General features: G+C 47.7%; 21 protein-coding genes. 6 read left to right on the plus strand and 15 right to left on the minus strand.

Translation table 11 applies throughout. The annotated features are described in order from the left end of the window. Positions 1-46: 46 nt before the first annotated feature. The 7 genes from IRJ16_RS06340 to gcvP all read right to left on the minus strand — a co-directional run bounded on the left by IRJ16_RS06340 (position 47) and on the right by gcvP (position 8469). Positions 47-445 (minus strand): T9SS type A sorting domain-containing protein, encoded by a 399-nt coding sequence (locus tag IRJ16_RS06340; protein ID WP_194110684.1) that lies wholly within the window; start codon positions 443-445, stop codon positions 47-49. Between the two features lie 443 nt (positions 446-888). Continuing rightward, on the minus strand, positions 889-1899 hold the full coding sequence (locus IRJ16_RS06345) for a ferredoxin--NADP reductase (protein WP_194110685.1): 1011 nt from the start codon (positions 1897-1899) through the stop codon (positions 889-891). After that, positions 1899-2894, minus strand: coding sequence for a zinc-binding dehydrogenase (locus IRJ16_RS06350; protein ID WP_194110686.1), 996 nt, complete (start codon positions 2892-2894; stop codon positions 1899-1901). Before IRJ16_RS06350 ends, IRJ16_RS06345 begins: the two co-directional genes overlap by 1 nt. 383 nt (positions 2895-3277) lie before the next feature. Further along, positions 3278-3889 carry a superoxide dismutase gene (locus tag IRJ16_RS06355; RefSeq protein WP_194110687.1) on the minus strand — a complete coding sequence of 204 codons (612 nt, stop codon included), beginning with the start codon at positions 3887-3889 and terminating at the stop codon, positions 3278-3280. 577 nt (positions 3890-4466) lie between these two features. After that, positions 4467-4889: a hypothetical protein gene (locus IRJ16_RS06360; protein ID WP_194110688.1), complete on the minus strand. Its 423-nt coding sequence runs from the start codon at positions 4887-4889 to the stop codon at positions 4467-4469. A gap of 130 nt (positions 4890-5019) precedes the next feature. Continuing rightward, positions 5020-5466 carry a DUF4304 domain-containing protein gene (locus tag IRJ16_RS06365; protein ID WP_194110689.1) on the minus strand — a complete coding sequence of 149 codons (447 nt, stop codon included), beginning with the start codon at positions 5464-5466 and terminating at the stop codon, positions 5020-5022. Positions 5467-5559: 93 nt separating this feature from the next. Beyond that, positions 5560-8469 (minus strand): aminomethyl-transferring glycine dehydrogenase, encoded by a 2910-nt coding sequence (gene gcvP / locus IRJ16_RS06370; protein ID WP_194110690.1) that lies wholly within the window; start codon positions 8467-8469, stop codon positions 5560-5562. A gap of 132 nt (positions 8470-8601) precedes the next feature. Here gcvP and IRJ16_RS06375 point away from each other — a divergent pair, with 132 nt between their 5' ends. Next, complete coding sequence (locus IRJ16_RS06375) at positions 8602-10536, plus strand: gliding motility-associated C-terminal domain-containing protein (RefSeq protein WP_194110691.1); 1935 nt, start codon at positions 8602-8604, stop codon at positions 10534-10536. Here IRJ16_RS06375 and IRJ16_RS06380 read toward each other — a convergent pair. Further along, a complete protein-coding gene (locus IRJ16_RS06380; protein WP_194110692.1) occupies positions 10533-11249 on the minus strand; it encodes a pyridoxine 5'-phosphate synthase in 717 nt (238 codons plus the stop codon). The two genes, IRJ16_RS06375 and IRJ16_RS06380, sit on opposite strands and share 4 nt — an antisense overlap. Positions 11250-11594: 345 nt before the next feature. On the opposite strand from IRJ16_RS06380, the gene hisS reads away from it, so the two are divergent. Both hisS and eno read left to right on the plus strand, forming a co-directional pair. Next, a complete protein-coding gene (hisS, locus tag IRJ16_RS06385) occupies positions 11595-13103 on the plus strand; it encodes a histidine--tRNA ligase (RefSeq protein ID WP_194110693.1) in 1509 nt (502 codons plus the stop codon). 701 nt (positions 13104-13804) lie between these two features. After that, the gene (eno, locus tag IRJ16_RS06390) at positions 13805-15103 is read left to right on the plus strand and encodes a phosphopyruvate hydratase (protein WP_194110694.1); all 1299 of its coding nucleotides are present in this window, start codon (positions 13805-13807) and stop codon (positions 15101-15103) included. A gap of 120 nt (positions 15104-15223) precedes the next feature. On the opposite strand, the gene xth is transcribed toward eno, so the two are convergent. Continuing rightward, the gene (gene xth, locus IRJ16_RS06395; RefSeq protein WP_194110695.1) at positions 15224-15994 is read right to left on the minus strand and encodes an exodeoxyribonuclease III; all 771 of its coding nucleotides are present in this window, start codon (positions 15992-15994) and stop codon (positions 15224-15226) included. 122 nt (positions 15995-16116) lie between these two features. On the opposite strand from xth, the gene IRJ16_RS06400 reads away from it, so the two are divergent. After that, positions 16117-16377 carry a hypothetical protein gene (locus IRJ16_RS06400; protein ID WP_194110696.1) on the plus strand — a complete coding sequence of 87 codons (261 nt, stop codon included), beginning with the start codon at positions 16117-16119 and terminating at the stop codon, positions 16375-16377. 49 nt (positions 16378-16426) lie between these two features. On the opposite strand, the gene IRJ16_RS06405 is transcribed toward IRJ16_RS06400, so the two are convergent. Continuing rightward, positions 16427-17122 (minus strand): lytic transglycosylase domain-containing protein, encoded by a 696-nt coding sequence (locus tag IRJ16_RS06405; RefSeq protein WP_194110697.1) that lies wholly within the window; start codon positions 17120-17122, stop codon positions 16427-16429. 327 nt (positions 17123-17449) lie between these two features. Here IRJ16_RS06405 and IRJ16_RS06410 point away from each other — a divergent pair, with 327 nt between their 5' ends. Beyond that, the gene (locus tag IRJ16_RS06410; protein WP_194110698.1) at positions 17450-18820 is read left to right on the plus strand and encodes a pseudouridine synthase; all 1371 of its coding nucleotides are present in this window, start codon (positions 17450-17452) and stop codon (positions 18818-18820) included. A gap of 297 nt (positions 18821-19117) precedes the next feature. Here the strand turns inward: IRJ16_RS06410 and IRJ16_RS06415 are convergent, their stop codons facing one another. The 3 genes from IRJ16_RS06415 to IRJ16_RS06425 all read right to left on the minus strand — a co-directional run bounded on the left by IRJ16_RS06415 (position 19118) and on the right by IRJ16_RS06425 (position 22288). Continuing rightward, the gene (locus tag IRJ16_RS06415; RefSeq protein WP_194110699.1) at positions 19118-20890 is read right to left on the minus strand and encodes an ABC transporter ATP-binding protein; all 1773 of its coding nucleotides are present in this window, start codon (positions 20888-20890) and stop codon (positions 19118-19120) included. Between the two features lie 84 nt (positions 20891-20974). Then, complete coding sequence (frr, locus tag IRJ16_RS06420; protein ID WP_194110700.1) at positions 20975-21538, minus strand: ribosome recycling factor; 564 nt, start codon at positions 21536-21538, stop codon at positions 20975-20977. Between the two features lie 240 nt (positions 21539-21778). Next, positions 21779-22288 carry a lipocalin family protein gene (locus IRJ16_RS06425; RefSeq protein WP_228079901.1) on the minus strand — a complete coding sequence of 170 codons (510 nt, stop codon included), beginning with the start codon at positions 22286-22288 and terminating at the stop codon, positions 21779-21781. A 218-nt stretch (positions 22289-22506) separates the two neighbouring features. Between IRJ16_RS06425 and apaG the strand changes: the two genes are divergently transcribed. Then, positions 22507-22893, plus strand: coding sequence for a Co2+/Mg2+ efflux protein ApaG (gene apaG, locus IRJ16_RS06430; RefSeq protein ID WP_194110701.1), 387 nt, complete (start codon positions 22507-22509; stop codon positions 22891-22893). 132 nt (positions 22894-23025) lie between these two features. On the opposite strand, the gene IRJ16_RS06435 is transcribed toward apaG, so the two are convergent. Next, positions 23026-24318: an FGGY-family carbohydrate kinase gene (locus tag IRJ16_RS06435; RefSeq protein WP_194110702.1), complete on the minus strand. Its 1293-nt coding sequence runs from the start codon at positions 24316-24318 to the stop codon at positions 23026-23028. 8 nt (positions 24319-24326) lie between these two features. After that, positions 24327-25601, minus strand: a complete 1275-nt coding sequence (locus IRJ16_RS06440; protein ID WP_194110923.1) for a TIM barrel protein — start codon at positions 25599-25601, stop codon at positions 24327-24329. Between the last annotated feature and the right edge of the window lie 3 nt (positions 25602-25604).

A 25604-nucleotide genomic window follows, 5' to 3' on the forward strand; every position in this document is an offset into this window, starting at 1 on the left:
TGCGCCCGGACTTTTCCCATTTTAATTAACTAAACTTATTACACTATTACTGTTTGAAGAAGAAGGCACGTTGATTATTATCGGTGCTGTAAACCTGAACCAATTTGTTGGTCACCTCGCCGTTAACGGTCACCTGGAAGGTGTAGTCGCCGTCCTCTAACTGAGTAAGGTCATAACCTTTTTGTGATACCGCGTCTTTTTTTGAAAGCACATCGCTCAGCATTACTTTGCCGTTAGCATCGTAGATCTTTACGCCGGTGTTGGCAGCTTCGGCTTTGTGGACGATCACTTGTACACCACGGTCCTGGGTAAGTGAGTTGAACACTACTACATTTTGTTTTTCTTTAACTTCTTTGGTCTTGTCGGCTTTATCTGCTGCGAAAGCGCCGGTTGATAATAAAGCGATACCGAAAAATAATGCTGAGGTTTTGATGATGGTTTTCATAATATTTTGAGTTTTGGTGGAGTAAATATTTTTTGTTTGTGTGTTTCTATGATCCAAAGGAACGCACTATTTCCCGACCTCAAAATTGATTTAGACAAGCATGGCATTAATCTCGACCAACGGGCAAAAAGCTGATATTTCGCCAAAAACAGGCGTTCGTCGGTAGTTTTGGGGGTTGATATACAGGGATGGGGCGTTCGTCTATACGAAGAGGGTGTTGGTAGATGAAAAGCGAGGGATCTGACGGGATAAAGATCGTTTTCTTATGGTGGCGGGCGTTATGTTATTAACTAAATTTGTCATCCTGAATGCAGTGAAGGACCTTCACCATTAAGCATATCGGATCTGCGTATCTGCTTTGCATTGTAGCGAAGGGCCTTCACTGCATTCAGGATGACAACTGGTTAATTTGCCGATGGGTGTGTGATGTAGAAGCTTGCCCCTCAAAACTCCACCACCACATCATCTCCCAGCGCATACCCGGTACAGGTAAGCACCAAACCTTCAGTGATATCTCGGTCGGTCAGCACCTCGTTAGCGGTCATCACTACCTTGCCCAATGTACACTTACCCACACAAGTCGAACACATGCCGGTGCGGCAACTATAGGGTAGTTGGATATTGTTTTGAAGCGCGGCTTGTAAGATAGACTGGTTCTCGCCCGCAATAATATCATGCACTTCATCGTCAAAGATCAGGCGCACTTTATGTGGCGGAAAATTGATCGGTGGCTCACTTACATTAATGATATCCAGCACAAAATTCTCCTTGCGGATATGGTCTTTACTGATGCCCATGTAGAGCAAGGTCAGGCGAACCATGCGCATGTACTCAAACGGTCCGCACAAATAAAATTGCGCTTGTTTCATGTGGTGGCGTAACTGTTGTTGAACCAGCATTTCAATGCCCACGTTGTTCAACCGCTGGCCATCGCCACTAAACAAATAGATGATCTGTAGCCTATCGGGATGTCCGGCTTGCAGTGCATCCAGTTCCGCTTTGAATAAAGTATTGGCGAGGTTGCGGTTACTATAAATGAGATGCAATTCGCTTGCACCATCAATAGCCAGCGCGAATTTGATCTGGGATAAGATCGGCGTAATCCCACTCCCGGCGGCAAAAAAGAAGATGTCTTTAGCTGACGCGGTATCGTCCAAAACGAAACGCCCCGCAGGTTCAACAGCCTGCCACACATTACCGACCTTAGCGTGCATCAGCAAAAAGCGGGACAGCTCGCCGTTAGGGACACGCTTTACGGTGATGGCCAATAGTTCATCGACGGGTGCGGAACTGATAGAATACGAGCGGCGCAATTCCTCGCCATGATGTTGGAACACCAGCGTGATGAATTGCCCCGCTTTATAAGTGATGGCTTTGCCCAATACCTCACGCAAAAAATACGTGGCCGTATCGCCTGTCTCCCATCTGATCGCTTCTACCCGTAGCTCCAGCATCACACGCGCAATACCAGCTTACCAAATTGCGATGAGCTGCCCATTTTATCAAATGCCTGTTTAGCATCAGTCAGCGGGAATACCTCATCAACCACGGGAATGATCTGGTGTTCGTCTACAAAGTCGCTCATGGCGTTAAAGTCATCGATGGTTCCCATGGTAGTGCCTAATAACTGCAGTTGTTTCCAGAATATCATACGGCCATTCAGCGCATGGATATCACCCATGGTCGCCCCGAAGGTCACGATGCGGGCGCCGGGGTTACATAGGGCTGGTATTTTGCTAAAGCTTTCGCCCAGTACGCTGTCTATCACCACATCAAAGCCGCCTGCCAGTTGACGCAATTGCTCGGCCCAGTCTTGCGCTTTGTAGTTTACGCCTGCGCTGGCGCCTAACAGGCGGGCCTGTTCTATCTTTTCGCCGGTGCCCGAGGTGACAAATACCTGGCAACCTGCCGCGACGGCGTATTGCAACACAAAAGTGCCTGTGCCACTGCCTACACCAACGATCAGCACCTTATCGCCCTTTTTTGCCTTGCCTTTAACAAATAAAGCGCGGAAGGCCGTTAGGCCGGCCAGGGGCAGCGCGGCAGCTTGTTCCCAGTTAAGGTGGGCGGGTTTGGTGTGCAGGTATTGCGTTTCGGTCTTTACGTATTCTGCAAAAGTGCCGTCCTCGGGCAAGCCCAAGATCTTAAAATCATTACCCTGAAAATCGGGCGAATCGCCCCAGTTATGGGATGGATTGATGATGACCTCTTTACCGATCCAGTCCTGATCGGCATCACTGCCCACTTCGGTCACAATGCCCGAACCGTCGGCACCCAAAGTAGTAGGGTATTTAAGGCCGGCATATTTGCCGGTGCTTATCCAATAGTCGCGGCGGTTAAGGGCGGCGGCTTTTATTTGTACCAATACCTCAACGGGTTGCAGAGTGGGTTTGGGTACGTCTTTATATACAACGGGGTTTTCCCGGGATTCTAATACGATGGCTTTCATTTTAAAGATTGTATATCAGTTATCCCGATAGTTATCGGGAAGAGGTTAGTGACCTGCACTGACCTTTGTAAATAAACCCGATAATAACGGAAAGGTTGCGTCGGGCTAATGAGGTGGGCAAACCTTGCAGTGGATAGCGGGGCTACCGGCCGCTATGGAATACTGCCCGATCATTTTCAGATCCATTCATTTTTTTTTACCACAAAGGTCACAAAGGACTTGCTTTTCCCAATAGACACAAAGAACACAAAGTTTTGAATTATTGAAGCTTTGTGTGCTCTGTGCTTTCTTTCTTTGTGCCCTTTGCGGTCATCTTCACCCCAACTTCCCTAAACAAAAAACGGCCCCGAATTACCGGGACCGTTCTTAAATTATCTTTCAGCTTATTTGGTAGCTGCCGCGTATAATTCGGCAACGTGTGCCCAGTTGATCACGTTCCAGATAGCGGCCAGGTAATCCGGGCGACGGTTCTGATATTTCAGGTAGTAAGCGTGCTCCCAAACGTCGATACCTAAGATCGGGGTGCCTTTTACCTCAGCGATATCCATCAACGGAGAATCCTGGTTAGGGGTTGATGTAACGGCTAATTTTTTATCAGCAGTAACAATTAACCAAGCCCAGCCCGAACCAAAACGGGTAGCGCCGGCTTCAGAAACTTTGGTCTTGAACTCAGAGAATGAACCAAAAGTGCTCTTGATCGCGTCGGCCAAAGCGCCTGTAGGCTCGCCACCGCCGTTAGGCGACAGGATGGTCCAGAACAAGCTGTGGTTGTAGTGACCACCGCCGTTGTTACGCACTGCGGCAGGGTATTTAGATATGTTTTTAACGATGTCCTCGATGTTGCCGGTCGCCTCTGGTTTGCCCTCTAAAGCCTTGTTAAGGTTAGTAACATAAGCCTGGTGGTGCTTTCCGTGGTGAATTTCCATGGTAGCTTTGTCAATGTGTGGTTCCAGAGCGTCGGTAGCGTAAGGTAACGCCGGTAGTGTAAATGCCATAACGGATTATTATTTAAGGTTAAATATCAATGTATTGATGCAAATATAAGCGACCAGCTTTGGATTTGTTCTAAATTAATGTCAGTTTTTGAACGGTGACCGGAATGCTGCTAACGCGACCTACTGACGGCCAGAATTCGCACGCCGCCACATAGGCTGGTGATGCTTAAATAGAAATGCATCCAAGTCATGAACCTGGACGGGCAGCGGACCCGATCAACCCCAGCTTGTCGAATTTTACGCTATGCTAAATTTTGATCAGGTGGGGTTGTTAAGCATGTTCACGCGTGAACACGAAGCACCCCGAAAGTGTAACTGATTCATTGTCAGCACTGTTTTTCATGGCCGTGAACAAGCCGAATGAACGAGGGCTGTGCGTTCGTGTGCAATTATCTCATTATTAACGGCTTATGGTCAGGTAGTCTGTCATCTGGCGGGATGCGCCCGTGAACAACCTTTTGCGACAATATGGTGCTCAATTGCGGTGCTGTTGCTTACATTTGATACTATCCGGTTAGCATTACAAAATATTAAAAACTTAGTAACTTTAATAATCTTGTATTTTAGGTTCGTTACCTTATCTTGATAAAAAGATATAATAAGTGTCTTTACGGTCGGTCGGGTCGCCGTATAATAGGGTGAGTTTATTACTGGTGAGTACTAATGTTTTGGGCATATTCTCTTCGGCTTCTCTATCTTTTTGTTTTGGGTACTTCATGTGCAGTTTATCTCCGGTGAGTGTATAGGTAAAAATCAATGTACCGTCTATGCCCGTACCGTCCGCATTAAACTGCATGATCTCGCCTTTGGTATATTTACCTACCTGGCTATGCACCAACACGCCATTCCTAAAATAATTGACGCTATCACGTAAGTAGTTCCATTTGCCCACAATAGCACTTGTTTTAATGTTTGTTGGCGTAGCATCTGTATCACCTTTTTTGCAGCTGAATAATTGGATCGTAAGCACCATGATGATGGTGAGCCGGAATAATTTCATGCGATAAAGTTTGTTTCGATAGCGAATTTACGTTTTTAGAGATGAATGTACAAGCTAAAGTGGTTTGATGAGGAGCAGAATTAACTGTACGGCAGTACAAGACTGTGGCTTGTACGGGCAAGGTAAAAGATCACTTATCTCCTTCAGGCTTCATCAGCCGTTGTTCCCATTTATCCCTTTCCCACCAATCTTCCGCTTCAGTCCAAAAGTCGATGACATCTTTAGCAAGTTTCTGATAAACATTGCTAAAGAACGAAGTTTTACCGAAATCGAACCATGAGTCACCTGTTGCTTTTGAACCAAGCCGATGCCTATTGAACATATCATGAGCAGTACATTTATTAGGGAGCACGATACTACCCCATCCGCGGTAAATGCCCTCGCTAGAACAATTTGCGATCTCGACCACGAACTTAGGCTCATACATGTTAAATTGAAAGGTCAGCAAATTGATCCTGTCAGTCTTCACTCTTCTGAAGTGTGGGAATGAGCCCTTAAAGCCTTGCTTTCTCAAAAAAGGAATAGTTATAGCCTTGATGGCCTCATCCATTAAAGCTCTTTTTTCTTTGTGGGTCATGGTTATGCGAATATAAAAAAAGCCCCCCAAGTTGGAGGGCTTCATATTATCAAAAGACCTTTCGCCTTTTTCCTTTAACCTTTCACCTCATTCTCACGTCCCAAACTCAGGCGTAGTAACCTCGCTCTCCTCAAACTCATAATCGGTCAAAGGAGGGCAAGAGCAGATCAGCGTACGATCACCGTAGGTATCGTTAACGCGACCTACCGACGGCCAAAATTTGTAAGCCGCTACGTAAGGCAGCGGGAACGCAGCTTTTTGACGGGTGTATGGGTGCTCCCAATCGTTACCGGTAACTACCGATACCGTGTGCGGGGCGTTCTTTAACGGGTTGTCAATTTTATCCGACAGGCCTTTTTCTACATCGTCAATTTCGTGACGGATGCTGATCATGGCATCGCAGAAACGGTCCAGCTCGTGCTTAGGTTCGCTTTCGGTAGGCTCTACCATCACCGTACCCGCAACCGGGAAAGATACCGTAGGCGCATGGAAACCGTAGTCCATTAAACGCTTGGCAATATCAACCACCTCGATACCGAAGTTTTTGAAGGCGCGGCAATCCAATATCATCTCGTGCGCGCAACGATCATTAGCACCGGTGTATAATACCGGGTAATGGTGCTGCAAACGGGTCTTGATATAGTTGGCGTTCAGGATTGCGTATTGGGTAGCGTTCTTCAACCCGTCACCACCCATCATTGCGATGTAAGCGTGAGAGATGATCAAAATAGAGGCAGAACCCCAAGGTGCTGCCGAAACAGCCGGGATAGATTTACCCTGATCGATATCAACTACCGCGTGGCCCGGCAGGTAAGGCACCAGGTGCTTAGCCACACCGATCGGACCCATACCAGGGCCACCACCACCGTGAGGGATACAGAAAGTTTTGTGCAGGTTCAAGTGGCAAACGTCGGCACCGATATTGGCCGGACTGGTCAGGCCTACCTGCGCGTTCATGTTAGCACCGTCCATGTAAACCTGTCCGCCGTGCTGGTGAATGATCTCGCATATCTCGATGATCGACTCCTCGAACACCCCGTGGGTAGACGGATAGGTCACCATCAGGCACGATAGGTTATCTTTATATTGCTCGGCACGGGCTTTCATATCAGCCACGTCTATGTTACCGTTCTCGTCACATTTCACAACTACGATCTTCATACCCGCCATCGCTGCCGAAGCCGGGTTGGTACCGTGTGCCGATGAAGGGATCAGCGCGATATTACGGTGATGATCACCACGATCGTTATGGTAAGCGCGGATAACCATTAAACCGGCGTACTCGCCTTGTGCGCCTGCGTTAGGCTGTAAGCTCATGGCGGCAAAGCCGGTGATCTCGCTCAGCCAGTTGTTCAGTTCGTCAAATAATTGCATGTAACCGCCGGTCTGGTCGGCAGGAGCAAAAGGGTGCATCTTGCTAAATTGCGGCCAGGTAACAGGCACCATCTCGGTAGTGGCGTTCAGCTTCATGGTGCAAGATCCTAAAGCGATCATGCTATGGCAAAGCGAAAGATCCTTGGTCTCTAACGATTTGATATAGCGCAGCATCTCGTGCTCGCTGTGGTGGCTGGTAAATACCGGGTGGGTCAGGTAAGCCGATGTACGCTGCAATTCAGCCGGGATAACGGTCTCTACCTTAGCTTGCAGGCCGTCAAAATCAACATCAGTTAAGGACTTGCCTTTAACACGGGCAAAGAATTTAACGATTGTCTTGATATCCTCAGGCGAAGTGGTTTCGTCGATAGAGATGGTTACGTCCTGACCAACGTGGTTCAGGTTCATCTCGTTATTAATAGACTCAGCTTTGATCGGTCCGGCCAGGTCGCCCAAGCTGAATTTTACCGTATCAAAATAAGCGCTGTTCAATTGCTCGTAACCTAACTCGGCTAAGCTTTGGCTTAACAATACGGTCAGACCGTGGATACGTTCGGCGATCAGCTTTAAACCTTTAGGGCCGTGGTAAGCGGCGTACATACCGGCCATGATAGCCAATAGCGCCTGAGCGGTACAAATGTTAGAAGTAGCTTTATCGCGACGGATGTGCTGCTCGCGGGTTTGCAGGGCCATACGCAGGGCATAGTTACCCGCGCTATCGATAGTTACACCGATGATGCGGCCCGGCATAGAGCGCTTGTATTCTTCTTTAGTTGCAAAGAAAGCAGCGTGCGGACCACCAAAGCCCATTGGCACGCCAAAACGTTGCGATGTACCTACCACGATGTCGGCACCCCACTCACCCGGAGGGGTAAGCAGTACCAAACTCATCAGGTCGGCAACTACGGTAAGCTTGATACCGTGGGTGTGACCTGCAGTTGCAAAATCAGCATAATTATAAACCTCCCCATGGCCGGCAGGGTATTGTACGATAGCGCCGAACATCGAGTCGTTCAACTCAACGGTGCGGTGATCACCAATAACCAACTTAATGCCGTAAGGCTCAGAGCGGGTCTTTAGTATATCGATAGTTTGCGGGAACAATTCTTCGGATACAAAGAAAGTATCCGCTTTAGTGTTCTTGCGTAAGCTGTATTGCATGAACATGGCCTCGGCAGCGGCAGTACCTTCGTCAAGCAAAGATGCGTTGGCGATCTCCATACCGGTCAGGTCCAGTACCATGGTCTGGAAGTTCAACAAAGCCTGTAAACGGCCTTGGGCTATCTCGGCCTGGTAAGGGGTGTATTGGGTATACCATCCCGGATTTTCTAAAATGTTACGCTGGATAACACCCGGAACGATCACGTCATAATAGCCCTGACCGATGTAGCTTTTAAAAACTTTGTTTTTTGAGGCGGTTTGCTTCAGGTTGTTCAGGTAATCAAATTCGCTAAGTGCGGCAGGTAAATTAAGCGGCTGCTTTAAACGGATCTTGGCCGGAACGGTCTGATCGATCAGTTCATCTATCGAACCAACGCCGATCGTTTTAAGCATTTGGGCCGTATCTGTCTCATTAGGAGCGATGTGCCTGTTTTGAAACTTTTCCTGGTATTCAGTGTTTAATGTCATGAAAGAGGGTCCCCTGTTTTGTTGGCGCAAAGATAGCTTTTTTAGTAATTCGCTAACGATCAGTAAACAAATAGTGACATTAGATCAACCACTAAGTTCGGCACCTGGGTTTCTGAAAAGTGAACGGTGCAAATGAAAAATATCTTCTACCTCGTAATCTTAATATTTCTTTATTCGGGTATCATCCCGCAGAGCTCAATAGCATCGGCCATACTTGAAAACCCAACATCATATCTTACCAGCCCCGCAACGTTGGTAAAACTGACAGCTGATCAACCCAACATCGACACATCTAAATTAGTGGTGACCCAACCAACCTGCAATAAAAGCGGCATTATTAAAGGCCTAACTGCATCCACAACAGCTCCAGAACAATTGCAATATTCCTGGAAAGATGAAAATGGAAAGGAGTTCGGTACAAACCCGGATATATGGGATCTGCTACCCGGTAAATACATATTAACGGTTACCGGCTCTGCAAGTGGCCGTACGGCTACCTATGGCCCTGTAACCATCCTTAACTTTACCGGCACTTATATTGATCAGTCAGAAGCCATCGTCACTCCAACCGATTGCGGCAAAACCGTGGGTTCTATAACCGGCATTACGGCATCAGGCAAAGGCACATTTAGATACAGTTGGAAAAACGCTGCCGACATTGAAGTAGCCACAACTGTAGATCTTACTAACCAACCCGCCGGTCTTTACACCCTGCAAGTGACCGACGATACAGACTGCGGCCCGGTCTATACATCTGCCATTCAAATTGGCGAGTTGAACGGCATCACTATTAGTGATAGCGAACGGCTGATCACCAAGGCCACTTGTCAGTATAATGATGGCAGCATTACGGGCATCAAAACTACCGGCGCGTCTTCATATAAATGGTACAATAGCAATAGTGCCACTACCGTTGTATCTACCCAAGTCGACCTTAAAAACGCCGCTACAGGGAGTTACTATTTGGTGGCAAGCAATGCCAACGGCTGTACAGTACAAAGTGCTACATACATTATCGATCGCGAAGCACCTGCCGATCTGGGTGGGATCGCTAAGATAGTTAAAAACGCAAGCTGCGATCTGAATAATGGCAGCATCGAGATCACTTTGCAAAACCCGCCGGCGGTGTTACCTAAAAGTTATCGCTGGGTAACTAAAGCCGATCAGCAAACCGTCGCTACCACTCCCGGCAATACTATCTCATCTAAACTGACCGACCTGGATGCCGGCGCCTATGATGTTTATACTGCCGATCAAAGCGGTTGCGAAAGTTTTTTGGCTGAATACTTCATTTCACGGATACCGGCGTTGTCGGTTAATAGTAATTCGGTTGCGGTCACTGACGATGCTTGCATGAACAGTACCGGCAGCATTAAAGGTATACAAGCTACCGGATCTGCCCCACTAACTTATACCTGGACAGACGAGGACGGAACGATAATTGGCAATACCTTGGACCTGACCAATGTAAAGGCAGGCACCTACAAGATCATTGTTACCGATGCTGTAGGATGCACCCAAACGCTAACTTATACAGTAAAAAATACCAGCATCATTATTAACGCACCAACAACCCGAACCATACAATTATGCGCACCGGGAGATGCATTTGTTTCCGTGCCGGCCGAACTTGGTTTTAAATACCGGCTTTATGAAACCGCCAATGACCTATCGCCGTTGATGGACAACGCGACGGGCAAGTTCCAGGTGAGGGCGCTCCAAAGCCGCAGTTACTACGTCAGCAAATATTCGGGGAATTGTGAAAGCCCGAAAGTTGAGGTAAAGATCGAAGTAGGCGTCGGCGCGCTTAGCCTCGCCAACGCGTTCTCACCTAACGGCGACGGAATAAATGACACATGGCAGATCCCCAATATCCAAAATTATCCCAAAAGCTTGGTTCGGATCTTTGGCCGGGCGGGCAATATGGTATTCAACTCTACAGGCTATGGCGTTCCGTTCGATGGAACTTACAATGGGAACCCATTACCCGCAGGGATCTATTATTATGTCATTAACCTAAATTCGGGGTGCAGTGCGTTATCAGGCAGTTTAACTATCATGCGTTAAGCCAACTGGCGCAAATACATCTGCACAGTATTTTCTAAACCATAATACAGGGCGTCGCTAACCAAGGCATGGCCTATACTAACCTCTAACAATCCGGGAACGTTTTGGGCAAAGTATTTCAGGTTCTTCAGGTCCAGGTCGTGGCCTGCGTTCAAACCCAAGCCCAGTTCCTGCGCTTTTTTGGCAGCGATGATGTAAGGAGCGGCCGCCAGTTCTATACCCTGGTGATAATGATTGGCGTAGCCTTCAGTGTAAAGCTCGATACGGTCGGTGCCGGTCTCAGCGGCGCCGGCTATCATGTCTTCCAGTGGATCAACAAATATGGATACGCGGATGCCTTCTTTTTTAAATGCACCGATCATGTCCGTCAGGTAACGTTTATGGGTAATGGTATCCCAGCCATGGTTGGATGTCAGCTGACCTAATGCATCGGGCACCAGGGTCACCTGCTCGGGTTTAACAGCCAATACCAGATCAATAAACTTTTGCTCCTCGCAGTTACCCTCAATGTTAAATTCGGTAGTGACGATCTCTTTCAGCTGATAAACGTCATCATAGCGAATATGGCGCTCATCCGGGCGGGGGTGAACGGTGATGCCTTGCGCGCCAAAGCTTTCAATGTCTTTAGCAACTTGTATCAGATCAGGATTGTTACCACCGCGCGAGTTACGCAGGGTAGCTATTTTATTGATGTTGACGGATAAGCGGGTCATATCGTATCTTAGGTATCGGGTTAAACTTTGTTGTGCTATTATGGCAACAAGGTAAATGCCTAATTGCTTTGTTATTTTTGCAATGTTAATATGAAAGCACCGATAAAACATATTTTACTTGCTTTTTTACTTTGCGTGGGTAGCGCCTAATATTTCCTTAATGTCTTTTTTCGGTCAGTTTCACTCAAGGGTATTTTTTAAACAAGATCGATACTTTTTTAACTAAACCTACTTTTACCGGACAACAGTGTTGCAAATATAGGATGACATAGCGTTGTCTGTCGCGTGGCCGTCGGCTCGATAATGCTCCCATAAAAAATGCCGCCGTTTTGTACCTTTGCCGCCATGGCAGCTATCAAACCATCTGTACCTAAAGGCACCCGCGATTTTTCACCGGCCGAAATGGCTAAGCGTAACTTTATTTTCGATACCATTAAAGGAGTTTTCCGCAAGTATGGCTATCAGCAGATAGAGACACCATCTATGGAGAACTCGCAAACCTTGATGGGCAAGTATGGCGATGAAGGTGATAAGCTGATCTTTAAGATATTGAATAGTGGCGATTACCTATCCAGCATAGCTACTTTAAAACAGCTATTTGCCATAGAGGGAGATTATCTACAGTCTAAGAATCGCGAAGCGGAAGAAAGGTCAGACTATGCAGAGGGCATAGTAGACGTAGTTGCTGAGAGAAAGTCTGAATTTGAGTCTTTAGCTCTACAGCTTGTCGATGAATTAGCTGACCTAAACAAAATTACCCCCAAAATCTCCGAAAAAGCCCTCCGTTACGACCTTACCGTACCCTTTGCCCGTTACGTGGTGATGCACCAAAATGATATTACCTTCCCGTTCAAGCGTTTCCAGGTGCAGCCGGTTTGGCGTGCCGATCGTCCGCAGAAAGGCCGTTACCGCGAGTTCTTTCAGTGCGATGCGGATGTAGTGGGCTCTAAGTCGTTGTTGAACGAGGCCGAATTTGTACTGATCTATGACGAGGCACTGAGCAAACTGGGCTTGAAGGACTTCAGCATCAAGATCAATAACCGTAAGATCCTATCCGGCATTGCAGAGGTAGTGAACAAGGCCGACCAGATCATTGATATGACCGTGGCCATTGACAAGCTGGACAAGATCGGTCTGGATGGCGTTACCAAGGAACTATTGGAGCGCGGATTTACCGAAGAGAACATCGAACAGATAAAACCGATCATCCTTTTAGAAGGCACTACCGAAGAGAAGCTGACCAGCCTGCGTTCGGTATTGGCAACCTCGGAAATTGGCCTTAAAGGCTGCGAGGAGCTGGAGACCGTTTTTAACTACCTGAAAAGCTTTACCATGCAAAATGGCAAGGTAGAACTGGACATTACCCTGGCCCGTGGCCTGAACTACTACACCGGTGCTATTTACGAAGTGAAGACCAACGAGGTGCAAATGGGCAGCATTGGCGGCGGCGGCCGTTATGATGACCTGACCGGCATGTTCGGGTTGAAAGACCTGACCGGCGTGGGTATATCCTTCGGTGCCGACCGTATTTACGATGTGCTGGAGGAACTGAACCTGTTCCCGGCCGCTACCGATGAGAGCACCCAGGTATTGATCTGTCCTTTTGACGGCGATGGCGAGGCTTATGCCTTACCGATGCTGCAACAATTACGCAATAAAGGCGTCAACACCGAGCTTTACCCGGCAGGCGCCAAGATCAAAAAGCAACTGGATTACGCTAACGGCAAAAATATCCCTTACGCAGTTATGGTCGGCAGCGATGAAATGGCAACCGGCTTACTGACCGTTAAGAATATGCAGAGCGGCACACAAGAGAAGCTGACCGTAGCGCAAATCGTGGAGCGATTGGGGTAGTTGATGACCCTTTAGACTGGTTATTTACGTAGGCGATATGCTACCGTCGTTCTTTTTCTTGACAAAAAGAACCAAAAGTCAAGACAGCGCTAATGCTTCTTTTGCCGCACAGGCCCTGCCCGCATCAGGCAAAACCACGGACGCAAGAATTTGCCCTGCTGTCGCTCCCGCATACCCGCCCTTCTGCAAATTCGCTTCCCCTTGCAGCTGCACATGGCCCGCATTGTTTTGCCTGATCTTTCCAGAAGCCGTACCGCTATCGGGAGAAGGTATTTCCATCTGCGACAGGGAGCTTAGTTAGTACAAGCAAATAGATCGATAGCACAGCCCTTCAACCTAAACCCGATCGTAATGGAAACCCAGCAGCGGGCGTTGGCAAAAGAGCGTCGGCTGAGCGCGGAGTTGTAATGGAGAGCGGGAGGAACATTGATAGCAGCAACGGCACTGCTTTTCAAGGAATGTTTCTGCTGCAATTTCTTTGTAACCTTTGTCCATTCTTCTTTGTGTACTTTCTGATAAAATTGGCCGCCATAGCATAAAGAGCACAAAATTAGCTATTTCGGCACCCGTCCACTTCTTGTTCCGCATATTAAGCTAACGTTAATTCTAAAAAATCCGTTGCTATTTCCTTAATAAGGGTGTATATTAGTCGCCGTTTCTTATTGTACATAATACACTATTAAAAAACCTCAAAGAAGATTATGAGTTTGATCATTGATGTCCACGCACGCCAAATATTGGATTCGCGCGGTAACCCGACCGTAGAAGTTGAAGTATTGACCGAAAATGGTGCCCTTGGCCGTGCCGCTGTTCCATCTGGTGCATCTACAGGTGTACACGAGGCTGTTGAGCTGCGTGACAACGACAAATCTAAATATATGGGCAAAGGCGTATTGAAAGCCGTTGCTAACGTGAACGATGTTATTGCTCCTGCACTGAAAGGTGTTGACGTATTTGAGCAAAATGCTATCGATAAATTAATGATCGCGCTTGATGGTAGCGAGAACAAAGGTACTTTGGGTGCTAACGCTATCTTAGGTGTGTCTTTAGCGGTTGCTAAAGCTGCTGCACAAGAAAGCCGTCAGCCACTATATCGCTACGTAGGTGGTGTTAACGCTAATACTTTGCCTATCCCAATGATGAACATCGTTAACGGTGGTTCACACTCTGATGCGCCTATCGCGTTCCAGGAGTTTATGATCATGCCGGTTGGCGCGCCTTCATTTTCTGAGGCTTTGCGTTGGGGTACTGAGGTATTCCACAACCTGAAAAAGATCTTGCACGATCGTGGTTTATCTACTGCTGTAGGTGACGAAGGTGGTTTTGCTCCAACTTTCGCAGGTACCGAGGACGGTGTTGAAACCATCCTGCAAGCGATCGAGAAAGCCGGTTACAAACCAGGTGTGGACATCTGCATCGCATTCGATTGCGCTGCTTCTGAATTCTACAAAGACGGTAAATACGACTATACTAAATTTGAAGGTCCTAACGGTGCTATCCGCACCAGCGCCGAGCAAGCACAGTACTTAGCGTCGTTAACCGAGAAATACCCTGTTATCTCTATTGAGGATGGTATGGGCGAGGATGATTGGGAAGGTTGGAAAATATTGACCGACCTTATCGGTGATAAAGTTCAGTTGGTAGGTGACGACCTTTTTGTAACTAACGTTAAACGTTTACAACAAGGTATCGATCAGGCTACAGCTAACTCTATCCTGGTAAAAGTTAACCAGATAGGTTCGTTAACTGAAACTATCGACGCGGTATCTTTAGCGCAAACTAACGGTTACACATCAGTAATGAGCCACCGTAGCGGCGAGACCGAAGATGCTACCATCGCCGACTTGGCTGTTGCATTGAATTGCGGTCAGATCAAGACCGGTTCGGCATCACGTTCGGACAGGATCGCTAAATACAACCAATTGTTACGTATCGAAGAAGAATTAGGCGAGAACGCTAAATTCATCGGTAAGAACTTTAAGTATTTTAAGAATAGATAATATTAGCCCCAAACCCCTGAAGGGGCTTAAGGAATAGGGAAAGCCGGTCAGTGATGATCGGCTTTTTTTGTGGGTGACCAGATACTATGATAGTTCTTGATCAATATCTGGTAGCTATTCTCACTCCTCCAATTCCACCCAAACCGGGCAATGATCGCTTGTTTTTTCCCATCCACGCACATGCCTGTCCACCACGGCGGCTTTTAATTTAGGCGCTATCTGCGGACTTAATAAAAAGTGGTCGATGCGCAGACCGGCATCCCTGCCGTAGGCGTTGCGGAAGTAATCGTAAAAGGTATAGATCGTCTCATTTGGGTGCAGGTGGCGTATAGCGTCGGTCCAGCCCTGATCTACAAGGGTTTTAAATGCCGCGCGAGTCTCAGGGCGGAAAAGGGCATCCTCTACCCAACGCTCAGGTTTGTAGACGTCTATCTCGGTTGGCATTACATTGTAATCGCCGCATAAAACTACCGGCAAGCCACGGGCATACAGGCTGGCAGCATGTTCGGTCAGGCGTTCGAACCAGCGTAATTTATAATCGAATTTCGGTCCGGGTGCAGGGTTGCCATTGGGCAGGTAAAGGCAGCCGATCACAATGCCATTTACAAAAGCTTCAATATAGCGGCTGTGGATATCGTCCGGGTCGCCGGGCAGGCCGCGGCGTAGTTCTTGTATCTCGCCTTTAGCTAAGATCGCCACACCGTTCCAGCTTTTTTGACCATGCCAAATGGCGTTATAACCCAGATCTTGGATAGCCTGTAAAGGGAATTTCTCGTCGGGTGCTTTCAACTCCTGCAGGCAGGCCACATCCGGCGATGTTTCCTCCAGCCAGCGCAGTAATACCGGCAAGCGTCCGTTAACTCCGTTCACGTTGTAGGTGGCTATTTTCATGGTGGTGCGAATTTTTGAATATCGAAGGTATGGATTTTTTTGTATGCGAGGTGATAAGACGAACACCCTAAACGAGAATTCGTCATTGCAAGTTTTTAGATCCGTTGGAACTTAAAAGTGATATGTCGTGGATACAAATTGGCAACTATGTAACCGCCGTTCTTTCTCTTGATAGAAAGAACCAAAGATCAAGACAGTGCCAATGCTTCTTCGCACAGGCCTTCACCCTGCAGGCGGTCAAAGCCCAGGCGCGCACACGCCCAACGCATTTGACCACCTCACCCGAAGCCGTGCCACTGTCGGAGAAGGAAAAAATAGATACTCAACACGTTCCTTGCAATGACGTGCTGGATAATAAAAACCAAAACAGCCCGGCCGCTTAGCGACCGGGCTGTTAAAATTGCTCCGTAATTGTTTTTCTGTCAGCTTATCTTAATTGATACACGCTAACAGAACCTCGTTTGGCTTTAGCCAGGCATAACTGTTCTTTTCATACCCGTTCTGTTCGGGTTTACTGATGACCTGTTTCATGGCCAGCAGCTTGTACACATAATTGCCGGTCTCGGCATTTAAATGCATCAGGTAATAATTGCGCCTGTCGCTTTTGTTGATGGCGCGCTGCAATTTCACCGAGCCTAAATTGTAGGCAGCGGCGGTCAGCGTCCAGCTGTCAAATTCGCTGTAAAGTTCGCGCAGGTAAACGCAGGCGGCTATGGTAGACTTGCGCAGGTTAAGGCGCTCATCAACCTTACCGTGTACCCTCAGGCCATAAGAGCGCGCTGTACCGGGCATAAATTGCCACAGTCCGCGTGCCCCACGGGGCGATGTGCCGGCTTTTAAACCCGATTCCACTAATGGGATGTACTTAAAATCCTCGGGGATGCCGTAAGCCTTTAAAATAGGCTCGATAATAGGGAACAGTGTCGCGGCTTTGCGGTGTAACAGGCTTGAACCTATCCTGTTGTAGCTATGCTGCTTAACTGAATGTTGAAATTTAGTTTTTACCCTTTTAATTTTTACCGGAAGGTTCTCATCGGCAAAATTGATCTCGGTATTGGCATTGTTATTGTAACTTACCAAGGGAGAGAACTTCGGCGCCACGGCGGTACCGGAAGTTGTAACAGACACTGCTTTTCTCTTAATAGTTGTACTGTAAATAAACAGTTGAGAAACGATAAACAGCACCACAATTACGGAGCACGTAATGAAGTGTTTTTTGATCATTCGTTGTTTTTTAGTGAACAAATATGCTTTGAAAGCGCTGCAAAGATACACATATATTTCACAATATCAAGTACTTGCAAAAACGGGCCATTTTAGCCCCTGTTCCTGACCTTGTAAAATGCGACTTAACAGCACGAAAAACTGAACATTTACAACGCGAAAATTGTTTTACAGAACCACTAAAAAACCGTACCTTTACACCCCCGCTGCGAAGCGATAAACTCAATACATATGGTATTTAAGAAACCAGGGAACGGTCGCGAAGACAAGTCCAACACATCCGGAAGGCCATCACGCGGCGACGCGTCAAAAAGCACAGGCCGCTCATCAACCTCATCGTCACGCGGCAGATCTGCTGCCGGAGCGTCCGGATCGGACCGACCAAAGAGGAGCTATAACAATAGCGACTCTGACGAAAAACGTTCATTTTCCCGCAAACCAGCAGGCACAGGCTACGGCCCGGGCGATAAACCTGCAGGCAAATTTGGCGGCAGCGCAGGTGGTGATAAAAAACCTTTTGGCGACAGAAAGCCTTATGGCAGCCGCGATAGCAAACCTGGTTTCGGAGATAAAAAACCTTACGGTAGCCGCAGTGCCGAAGGTGGCGACAAGAAGCCATACGGCAGCCGCGATAGCAAGCCCGGTTTTGGCGATCGCCCTAAACGCAGCTTCGGCAGCGGTGCTACCGGCGATAAAAAACCTTTCGGAAGACCATCGACCGGCGGTTTCAAAAAGCGAGAGGATGGCGCTAACGAAACACCTTTCCGCAAACGCGAAGAAAGCAGCTACGCAGGTGCTCCAAGCCGTGAACGCCGTAATGACGACGCTCAACCAAAGCGCACTATGCGCGGTCGTAATAAAAAAGAAGTTAAACCTGTTGATGACGGTCTGATCCGTTTGAACCGCTATATCTCTAATGCCGGTATCTGCTCGCGCCGTAAGGCCGATGAGTTGATCACCGCAGGTGTGGTATCGGTAAATGGCGAGGTTGTTAACGAGCTTGGTTTTAAGGTTGATCCATTTAAAGACACCGTACGTTACAATGGCGAGACCTTGAAACGCGAAAAGATGACCTACGTGCTACTGAACAAGCCTAAGGATTATATCACTACTACCGAGGATCCGCAAGAGCGCCGTACGATCATGCATCTGGTCGAAAAAGCCAGTCGCGAACGTATCTACCCTGTAGGGCGTCTTGACCGTAACACTACCGGCTTGATCCTAATGACCAACGATGGCGACCTGGCCGATAAGCTTTCGCACCCACGCAATAACATTACTAAATTATACCAGGTAGAGCTGAACAAGAGCCTTACCCAGGGCGATATGAATAAGATCGGCTTTGGTTTGGAATTGGAAGACGGCTTTATTAAGCCAGACCACGTAGCTTACGTTGCCGGTGGCAGCAAGCGCGAGGTGGGTATCCAGATCCACAGCGGCAAGAACCGTATCGTTCGCCGTATATTCGAATCATTAGGTTACGAGGTGGTTAAACTTGACCGTACGATCTACGCCAACCTGACCAAAAAAGATCTGCCACGCGGCCGCTGGAGATTCCTGGAAGAGGAAGAGATCATTCAGCTAAAGCATTTGATGAAGTAAGAACCCTCCCGGCCTCCCTAAAGGGAGGAGGTAGAAGATATAAACGCGAAAAGCCTCCCATTAGGAGGTTTTTCGCGTTTATGAGCGTTTGAGCTACCTGCTCCATAGGAGCATAAGATCGGTAGCAAAACACGTTTCAGCGTTTTATAGCATGCCGTAGGTATGCAACCAAAGTTATGCACCTACGGAGCGTTTCCATTGTTTGGCGGGACTACCGATATTTGATCCCGATGGGACCGGTTGGCGTAGTGCTTTGATCTGTAACTGCCGATTGCAAACTCAAAACTGCCAAAGACCTTACGGCAGATCCGCCCCCTCGGGCGCGAATTTCTCACCGATCTGCTGACGCCACATGGCGTAGTATAAACCTTTTTGTTGCAAGAGATCCATGTGCCTGCCCGATTCGATGATGCGGCCTTTTTCCAGCACGTAGATGGTGTCCGAATGCATAATGGTGGACAAACGGTGCGCGATCAGGATGGTGATGTGATCTTGTTTGTCTGATACATCTTTGATGGTCTCGGTGATCTCTTCTTCGGTGATCGAATCCAGCGACGAGGTAGCCTCATCGAACACCAAAATATCCGGGCGGCGCAACAAAGCACGGGCGATAGACAAACGCTGTTTTTCGCCGCCTGATACCTTTACGCCACCTTCACCAATAACGGTATCCAAGCCGTTAGATGCGCGGGCCAGTAAACTTTGACAGGCGGCACGGTGCATCGCGTTAAGGCACTCTTCATCCGTAGCATTCGGGCGAACGAATAATAAGTTCTCCCGTATCGTACCAGAGAATAGTTGGGTATCCTGCGTAACAAAGCCTACGCGTTCGCGCAGTTGGTCCAAATCTATCTCTTTACTCGCAACTCCGTTGTAGGCAATATCGCCCTCTATGGGTTGATACAAGCCAACTAATAATTTAACTAACGTTGTTTTCCCTGAACCCGAAGGGCCAACAAAAGCGATGGTCTCGCCGCTGCTCACTTCAAAACCGATATGGTTTAGCGCGTTGCGATTAGCGGTCAGGTGCTTAAAGCTCACATCGTTAAACGCCAGTTTTTGTATACGTTCGATCAATACCGGTTTGGCAGGTTTTGGGTCGATAGGAGTATTAATGATCCGCTCGAAATTACCCAGCGATACCTGCGCTTCGCGCCATGATTGGATCACGTTACCCAACTCCTGCAAGGGATTGAATAGGAAGAATGAATAGAACAGGAACTGAAAGTAACTACCCGGCGTTAAAGTATCTTTAAAGATCAGCATCAGCAAGATCACCACCATAATAGAGCGTACCAGGTTAACCGTAGTGCCCTGTATAAAACTCATACTGCGCACGTATTTTACTTTTTTTAACTCCAGTTCCAGTATTTTGTATGTGGTCTTGTTCAGGCGCTCTATCTCCTGATCGGCCAAGCCAAGGCTCTTTACTAACTCGATATTTCTTAACGATTCGGTAGTCGACCCGGCCAGCGCTGTGGTCTCGCCAACGATACTTTTTTGGATCTTTTTGATCCGCTTGCTCAGTGCTGAACTCACGATAGCAATTACCGGTATCGCTGCAAAATAAACCAGCGTTACCTTATAACTAACCGCCAGCGAGTACACGATCACGAACACCATCCCCACCAACGACACAAATAACACGCTGATGAACGAGGTGATGAACTTCTCGCTATCGGTACGCACTTTTTGTAGCACACCTAAGGTTTCGCCACTGCGTTGGTCCTCAAAAACCTGGTAAGGTAATTTTAAAGAGTGCTTTAAGCCATCGCTATACATCTGTGCGCCGGTCTTAAGCACAATGATATTGGTAAAGTAATCCTGAAAGTTCTTAGCTATCCTGGATACCATGGCAGCGCCAACGGCCAGGCCCACCAGTTTTAACGAACCGTAAAAACGGTAATCGAAACTATGCGGCAAGCCATCCTGCGGGACGATGTACTTGTCCATAATATCCTTGGTGATCCAAGGGTCAAGCAGCGAGAAGCCTATGTTGATAGCGGCAAGCAGCAAGGCCAGGGCCACCGTCCACTTGTGCTTTTTTAAATATTCTAATAAAATTTTCATATATCCACGTGTGAGAGGGCGCAAAAATAAAAAAAGGGAATGGCACAAAATGCGCATTCCCTTTAATTTGACATTGTATGTATCTTATACGGTCATGATATCTTTTTCTTTGGCTTCCATCAGCTTGTCAACCTTAACAATGTAGCCGTCAACCAGTTTCTGCACTTCAGCTTCGCCGGTCTTCATTTCGTCTTCAGATACGCCTTCTGTTTTCAGCTTACGGATCTTGTCGTTAATATCCTTACGGATGTTACGTACAGCGATCTTGCCATTTTCGGCTTCGCCTTTAGCTTTCTTCACCAGATCGCGGCGGCGCTCCTCTGTCAATGGCGGCACGTTGATGCGGATAATGATACCATCATTTTGTGGGTTAACACCAAGATTAGCTTCCATAATGGCTTTCTCGATCGCGCCAAGCAAGTTTTTTTCCCAAGGCTGGATAACGATGGTCTTAGCATCGGGGGTATTGATAGCACCTACCTGACTTATTGGTGTAGGCGTACCGTAATAATCAACCACAACACCATCAAACATAGCAGGATTGGCCTTACCGGCACGTATCTTACCTAATTCGTTATCGCAGTGTTCTACCGCTTTTTCCATCGAGGCCTTCGCGTCGGCCAGCTGTTTTTTTACGAGTTCGCTCATTGGGAGTTAATTTGTGCAAAAATAGTAAAAAAGGGGAAAGAGCGAAAAGGTAAAAGGTTAAAGGTGAAAGGTTGTTTGTGAAGGAAAAAAGTTGAAGGTTTGAGTTACGGGCTCATCTGTCAAAACAAAACCTTTTACCTTTCTCCTTTAACCTTTCACCTCCCAGCTCACATCTGCATAAATTGATAAACCACCTGATGCTGATGGCGTAGATAAGCGTTGACCGCTTTTCGGAATAGTTTACTCGCCATGGTGTTGCGATGTTAATTTATCAACCTCATAACCTTTGGCTTTACAGCGTCCAACGATCTCGTCATGCAGCTTTTTATCTATCGCTGGCTTGCGCGACATGATGAAAAGGAACTTATGCTCGGGGTGGCCCACCACTACGTACGAATAATCGTCGGCCAGTTCGATCACCCAGTAGTCCACTTTAAATGGCCAAAGGAATTGGGCGTGCATTTCGCCGTCGGTGTCGCCATCGGTAAACAGTTTGCTGTTGTAGGTACTCGACTTTTGCTCCTCGCCCTTTTTGCAGGCGGTGAACACTTTGTAATAGCCATCTCTGGTAAGCGTGTATGCGGTGGTAGTTTCGCGGCTACCCTTATCGTACATGGTGGGGATAGAATAAAGCGAATACCACTTGCCGGCAAAACGGTCAAGGTCCACCTTGTCTACAGGTTTGTTGACCGGCGCGGTCAAGATCATGTAGGCCATAATTAGCGTTAAACCAATTGCTTTCATGCTCATACTAACGAGTTTTATTTACCGCTGGATGTGCTTGCGCTATCGGGAATACTCCATTCATGCGTAAATTACTCGTTTAAGTGATCGGTGGTTACCAATTGCCGCCTTGCGCCACGCGCCAAACTGTTTTGCCCAATTGTTAAAATATTGACACATAATTACTAATGGCTTGATTTTTGACACGCTATTAATATATTTGACCCAAACAGGCCCTTTTTATCATGGTGACCACAATAACAGAAGGTGTAAAGATCACAGTAGAGACCCAGTATCAGCCTGAGTACTCTAACCCTGCTAATGAGCATTTTATGTTCGCGTACCGTATCAGCATCGAGAACGTAGGCAACTATGCGGTGCAATTGATGCGCCGCCATTGGCATATTTTTGACAGCAACAGCACCCACCGCGAGGTAGAGGGCGAGGGCGTGGTAGGCGTTCAGCCGATCATCGAACCCGGCCAAAGTCACGAATATATATCGGGCTGTAACCTTAAAACCGACATGGGTAGCATGAAGGGCGAATATCAAATGGTACGCCTGATGGATAATTCTGTGTTCGACGTAGCCATACCGGAGTTTTATCTGGTAGCGTCGTATAAGTTGAACTGAGGCCGCTGGCTCTTTTCGGTTGCTATGATCTAGTTGATGCCGCTGACCTTTGAGCGGTGAACCTTCTTGCTCATTGTAATATCCACGAGTGAGATTATTTTGCTCACTAAGTGGGAATGTTCCTTACTCTATTTACACCTTCTGCCCCGCCGCCGAATAATATTTTAAACTGATCAGATCATTAGGTATCGGTCGGCTATTCCATTTGTGATGGATGGCTAAAGCCGTACCCATGGCGGTGGCTTGTGCCATCGAGGCTGCGTAGACCTCAATATCCGGGAAAGCCGCTGCCAGCAGGTGCATAAACACCGAGTTCTTCCCGAAGCCACCGTCTACAAATATCCGTTTTACCGGGGCATTCTTTAACACGTAACCGGTCGATATCTTTTGCTTAGCGATCAGGTTTTTCACCAGATCGTAGTAGGCTTTAACGTCATCCTCCTGCGGGTTATCATCATAGGCCAGGTTACGGTACTTTATGGTATTCTGCCCGTACTTTTCGGCGATTTGCTTAATGCCCTGATCATATTCGTGCCCGCTAAATAAGCGCGACGCTTTTACCGGTTTGCCTTTGTATTGAATATAGTTGAGGCAATCGGCGGCTAATTCCTCGGCTGTCAAGGGCGACTGATCGAAAGGGTTCAAGCTGATCGACCAGGTACCTGTCGATAATAAAATAAATGGCTCGTTAAAGCTTGCCAGATACGGGATCAGCGCGGCCGAACTATCGTGCAGGCCAATGCCAACCTTATAATGCTTATTGCTGATCACCGGCGACGACACATGATCTGCCGGGACCACCGGGGCGAAGATATCCGCAATACCTTCTTTCTTCACCCAATCGTGGTAATCATTCTTCTCAAAGTCCCAAAGCGCAGTATGGCAGCCGATGCTGGTCATGTCCGAAACTTCCTCGCCACTTACCAGATAACTTAGGTATTGTGGCAGATGCAGCGCGTGTTTTATCTTTTTAAAAAGCTCAGGCTTTTGATGTTTGATGCGATACAATTGCAGGCCCGAATTCAAACTCTCCAAAGCAGGCGATGCTGTTTCAAAAGCCACTTGAGCTTCATCACCGTAGGTATCATAAAATTGCTTCTTGATATCTTCCGGATAAGGCTTTAGATAATTATACAGCGGGGCGATCGCTTTACCGTTCTCATCCAAGTATACAAAACTCGCCCCATAGGCCGAAAAATTGACCGCCTTAATATCAAACTCCTTTAAGCGCCCCACCTCTGCCAGCGAGTCGTAAACCGAAAGCCGCAAGGCCTCCAGGTTCTCACAGGCAAAACCGTCCTCGTCTACGGTCTCGTTAAAACGGGCGCTACGCTCAAAAACAATGTGATAGCTTTCGTCAAACAGGAAAAGCTTTTTATTGGTTTTGCCAACGTCAAAAACGGCTATAACTGGTATAGGTGCCATGCAGAAAATTATAGTCCTGTAGCCACGGTCTTCTCCCCGCGCTGCTTAATTAAACCTGCACGCACTTCCTGCTCCCTGAACGCCTTGATCGGATCCAGCGCGCCACCCTCACGTAAACGCGCCTCTGCGATCAGTGGGCGAACATCTGTGCGGTAAGCAGCTTGTAATACCTCCTGTGCTTTAGCTACGTCGTTGCCCTGTTGAGCAGCCGCCAAGGCAGCAGTATCTACTAACAATGCTTGCGCGTAAGCGATCTTAATGGCTTCTACAGATTGCAACAGATCCTCTATCGGGTCTTTTACGTTGTGCGATGCATCTATCATCCAGCCAATTCCGGTAGCGTGGTTCAGTCCACGGGCATCCATACCTTCAACCAGTTCATTAAAGATCAGGAACAATTGGTAGGGATTGATGCTGCCGACGGTAAGGTCGTCATCACCGTATTTAGAATCGTTGAAATGGAAACCGGCCAGTTTCTCTTCCATCAGCAGTAGGGAAACGATCTGCTCGATATTGGTATTAGGCAGGTGATGACCAAGATCTACCAGCGTTAACGCTTTCTTGCCTAATTTGGATGCCAGCAAATGCGATTGCCCCCAATCACCAATGGTGGTGGAGTAAAAATTAGGTTCGAATGGTTTGTACTCGATCCATACTTTCCAATCATCCGGCAGGGCCTCGTATATCTCCTGCAAACTCTCCAAAGTATTTTGGAATGCCTTACGGAAATTCAGCTGTCCCGGGAAGTTAGAACCATCCGACAACCAAACCGATAGGGCGTTAGAACCTAATTCCACTCCGTATTTAATTACCTCAATGTTATGCTCGACCGCCTGCTTGCGCACGGCTTTATCTGAATGGTGCAGCGAACCGTACTTGTAACTCAAAGACGCATCCTTTTGGTCTTGGAATGTATTAGAGTTCACGGCGTCAAAACGCAAACCATAGTGTTTAGCCTCAGCTTTTATAGCGTCTGCATCCTTTGGGATATCCCAAGGGATGTGCAGCGATATCGAATTGCTCGACCTGTTCAGCGCATGGATCATGCCCACATCGGCTATCTTCTCTTCCAGGCTGCGAGGCTCGCCGCCGCCGCTGAAACGGCCAAAGCGCGTACCCCCGGTACCCAAAGCCCAGCTCGGTATAGCGATGTTGAAAGCCTGCAGTTTTTGCATCACCCCATCCAGATCCTTTACATCCTCGGCTACAAAATCGAACCGGCGCTGGTGCGCTTTAATATGCTGATGATTGTGCTCGTCAATTTTATGCTGTTCCATAGTTATAGC

The sequence above is a fragment of the Mucilaginibacter myungsuensis genome (genome assembly GCF_015222005.1).
In the GTDB taxonomy this organism is placed as follows: Bacteria; Bacteroidota; Bacteroidia; order Sphingobacteriales; family Sphingobacteriaceae; genus Mucilaginibacter; species Mucilaginibacter myungsuensis.

Coding starts and splice junctions, on each gene's coding strand:
- IRJ16_RS06375 (WP_194110691.1), top strand. CDS start 8,602: ATGAAAAATATCTTCTACCTCGTAATCTTAATATTTCTTTATTCGGGT.
- IRJ16_RS06355 (WP_194110687.1), bottom strand. CDS start 3,889: ATGGCATTTACACTACCGGCGTTACCTTACGCTACCGACGCTCTGGAA.
- IRJ16_RS06345 (WP_194110685.1), bottom strand. CDS start 1,899: ATGCTGGAGCTACGGGTAGAAGCGATCAGATGGGAGACAGGCGATACG.
- IRJ16_RS06350 (WP_194110686.1), bottom strand. CDS start 2,894: ATGAAAGCCATCGTATTAGAATCCCGGGAAAACCCCGTTGTATATAAA.
- hisS (WP_194110693.1), top strand. CDS start 11,595: ATGGCAGCTATCAAACCATCTGTACCTAAAGGCACCCGCGATTTTTCA.
- apaG (WP_194110701.1), top strand. CDS start 22,507: ATGGTGACCACAATAACAGAAGGTGTAAAGATCACAGTAGAGACCCAG.
- IRJ16_RS06365 (WP_194110689.1), bottom strand. CDS start 5,466: ATGACCCACAAAGAAAAAAGAGCTTTAATGGATGAGGCCATCAAGGCT.
- IRJ16_RS06340 (WP_194110684.1), bottom strand. CDS start 445: ATGAAAACCATCATCAAAACCTCAGCATTATTTTTCGGTATCGCTTTA.
- eno (WP_194110694.1), top strand. CDS start 13,805: ATGAGTTTGATCATTGATGTCCACGCACGCCAAATATTGGATTCGCGC.
- xth (WP_194110695.1), bottom strand. CDS start 15,994: ATGAAAATAGCCACCTACAACGTGAACGGAGTTAACGGACGCTTGCCG.
- IRJ16_RS06360 (WP_194110688.1), bottom strand. CDS start 4,889: ATGAAATTATTCCGGCTCACCATCATCATGGTGCTTACGATCCAATTA.
- IRJ16_RS06415 (WP_194110699.1), bottom strand. CDS start 20,890: ATGAAAATTTTATTAGAATATTTAAAAAAGCACAAGTGGACGGTGGCC.
- IRJ16_RS06435 (WP_194110702.1), bottom strand. CDS start 24,318: ATGGCACCTATACCAGTTATAGCCGTTTTTGACGTTGGCAAAACCAAT.
- frr (WP_194110700.1), bottom strand. CDS start 21,538: ATGAGCGAACTCGTAAAAAAACAGCTGGCCGACGCGAAGGCCTCGATG.
- IRJ16_RS06425 (WP_228079901.1), bottom strand. CDS start 22,288: ATGAGCATGAAAGCAATTGGTTTAACGCTAATTATGGCCTACATGATC.
- IRJ16_RS06410 (WP_194110698.1), top strand. CDS start 17,450: ATGGTATTTAAGAAACCAGGGAACGGTCGCGAAGACAAGTCCAACACA.
- IRJ16_RS06380 (WP_194110692.1), bottom strand. CDS start 11,249: ATGACCCGCTTATCCGTCAACATCAATAAAATAGCTACCCTGCGTAAC.
- gcvP (WP_194110690.1), bottom strand. CDS start 8,469: ATGACATTAAACACTGAATACCAGGAAAAGTTTCAAAACAGGCACATC.
- IRJ16_RS06400 (WP_194110696.1), top strand. CDS start 16,117: ATGTCGTGGATACAAATTGGCAACTATGTAACCGCCGTTCTTTCTCTT.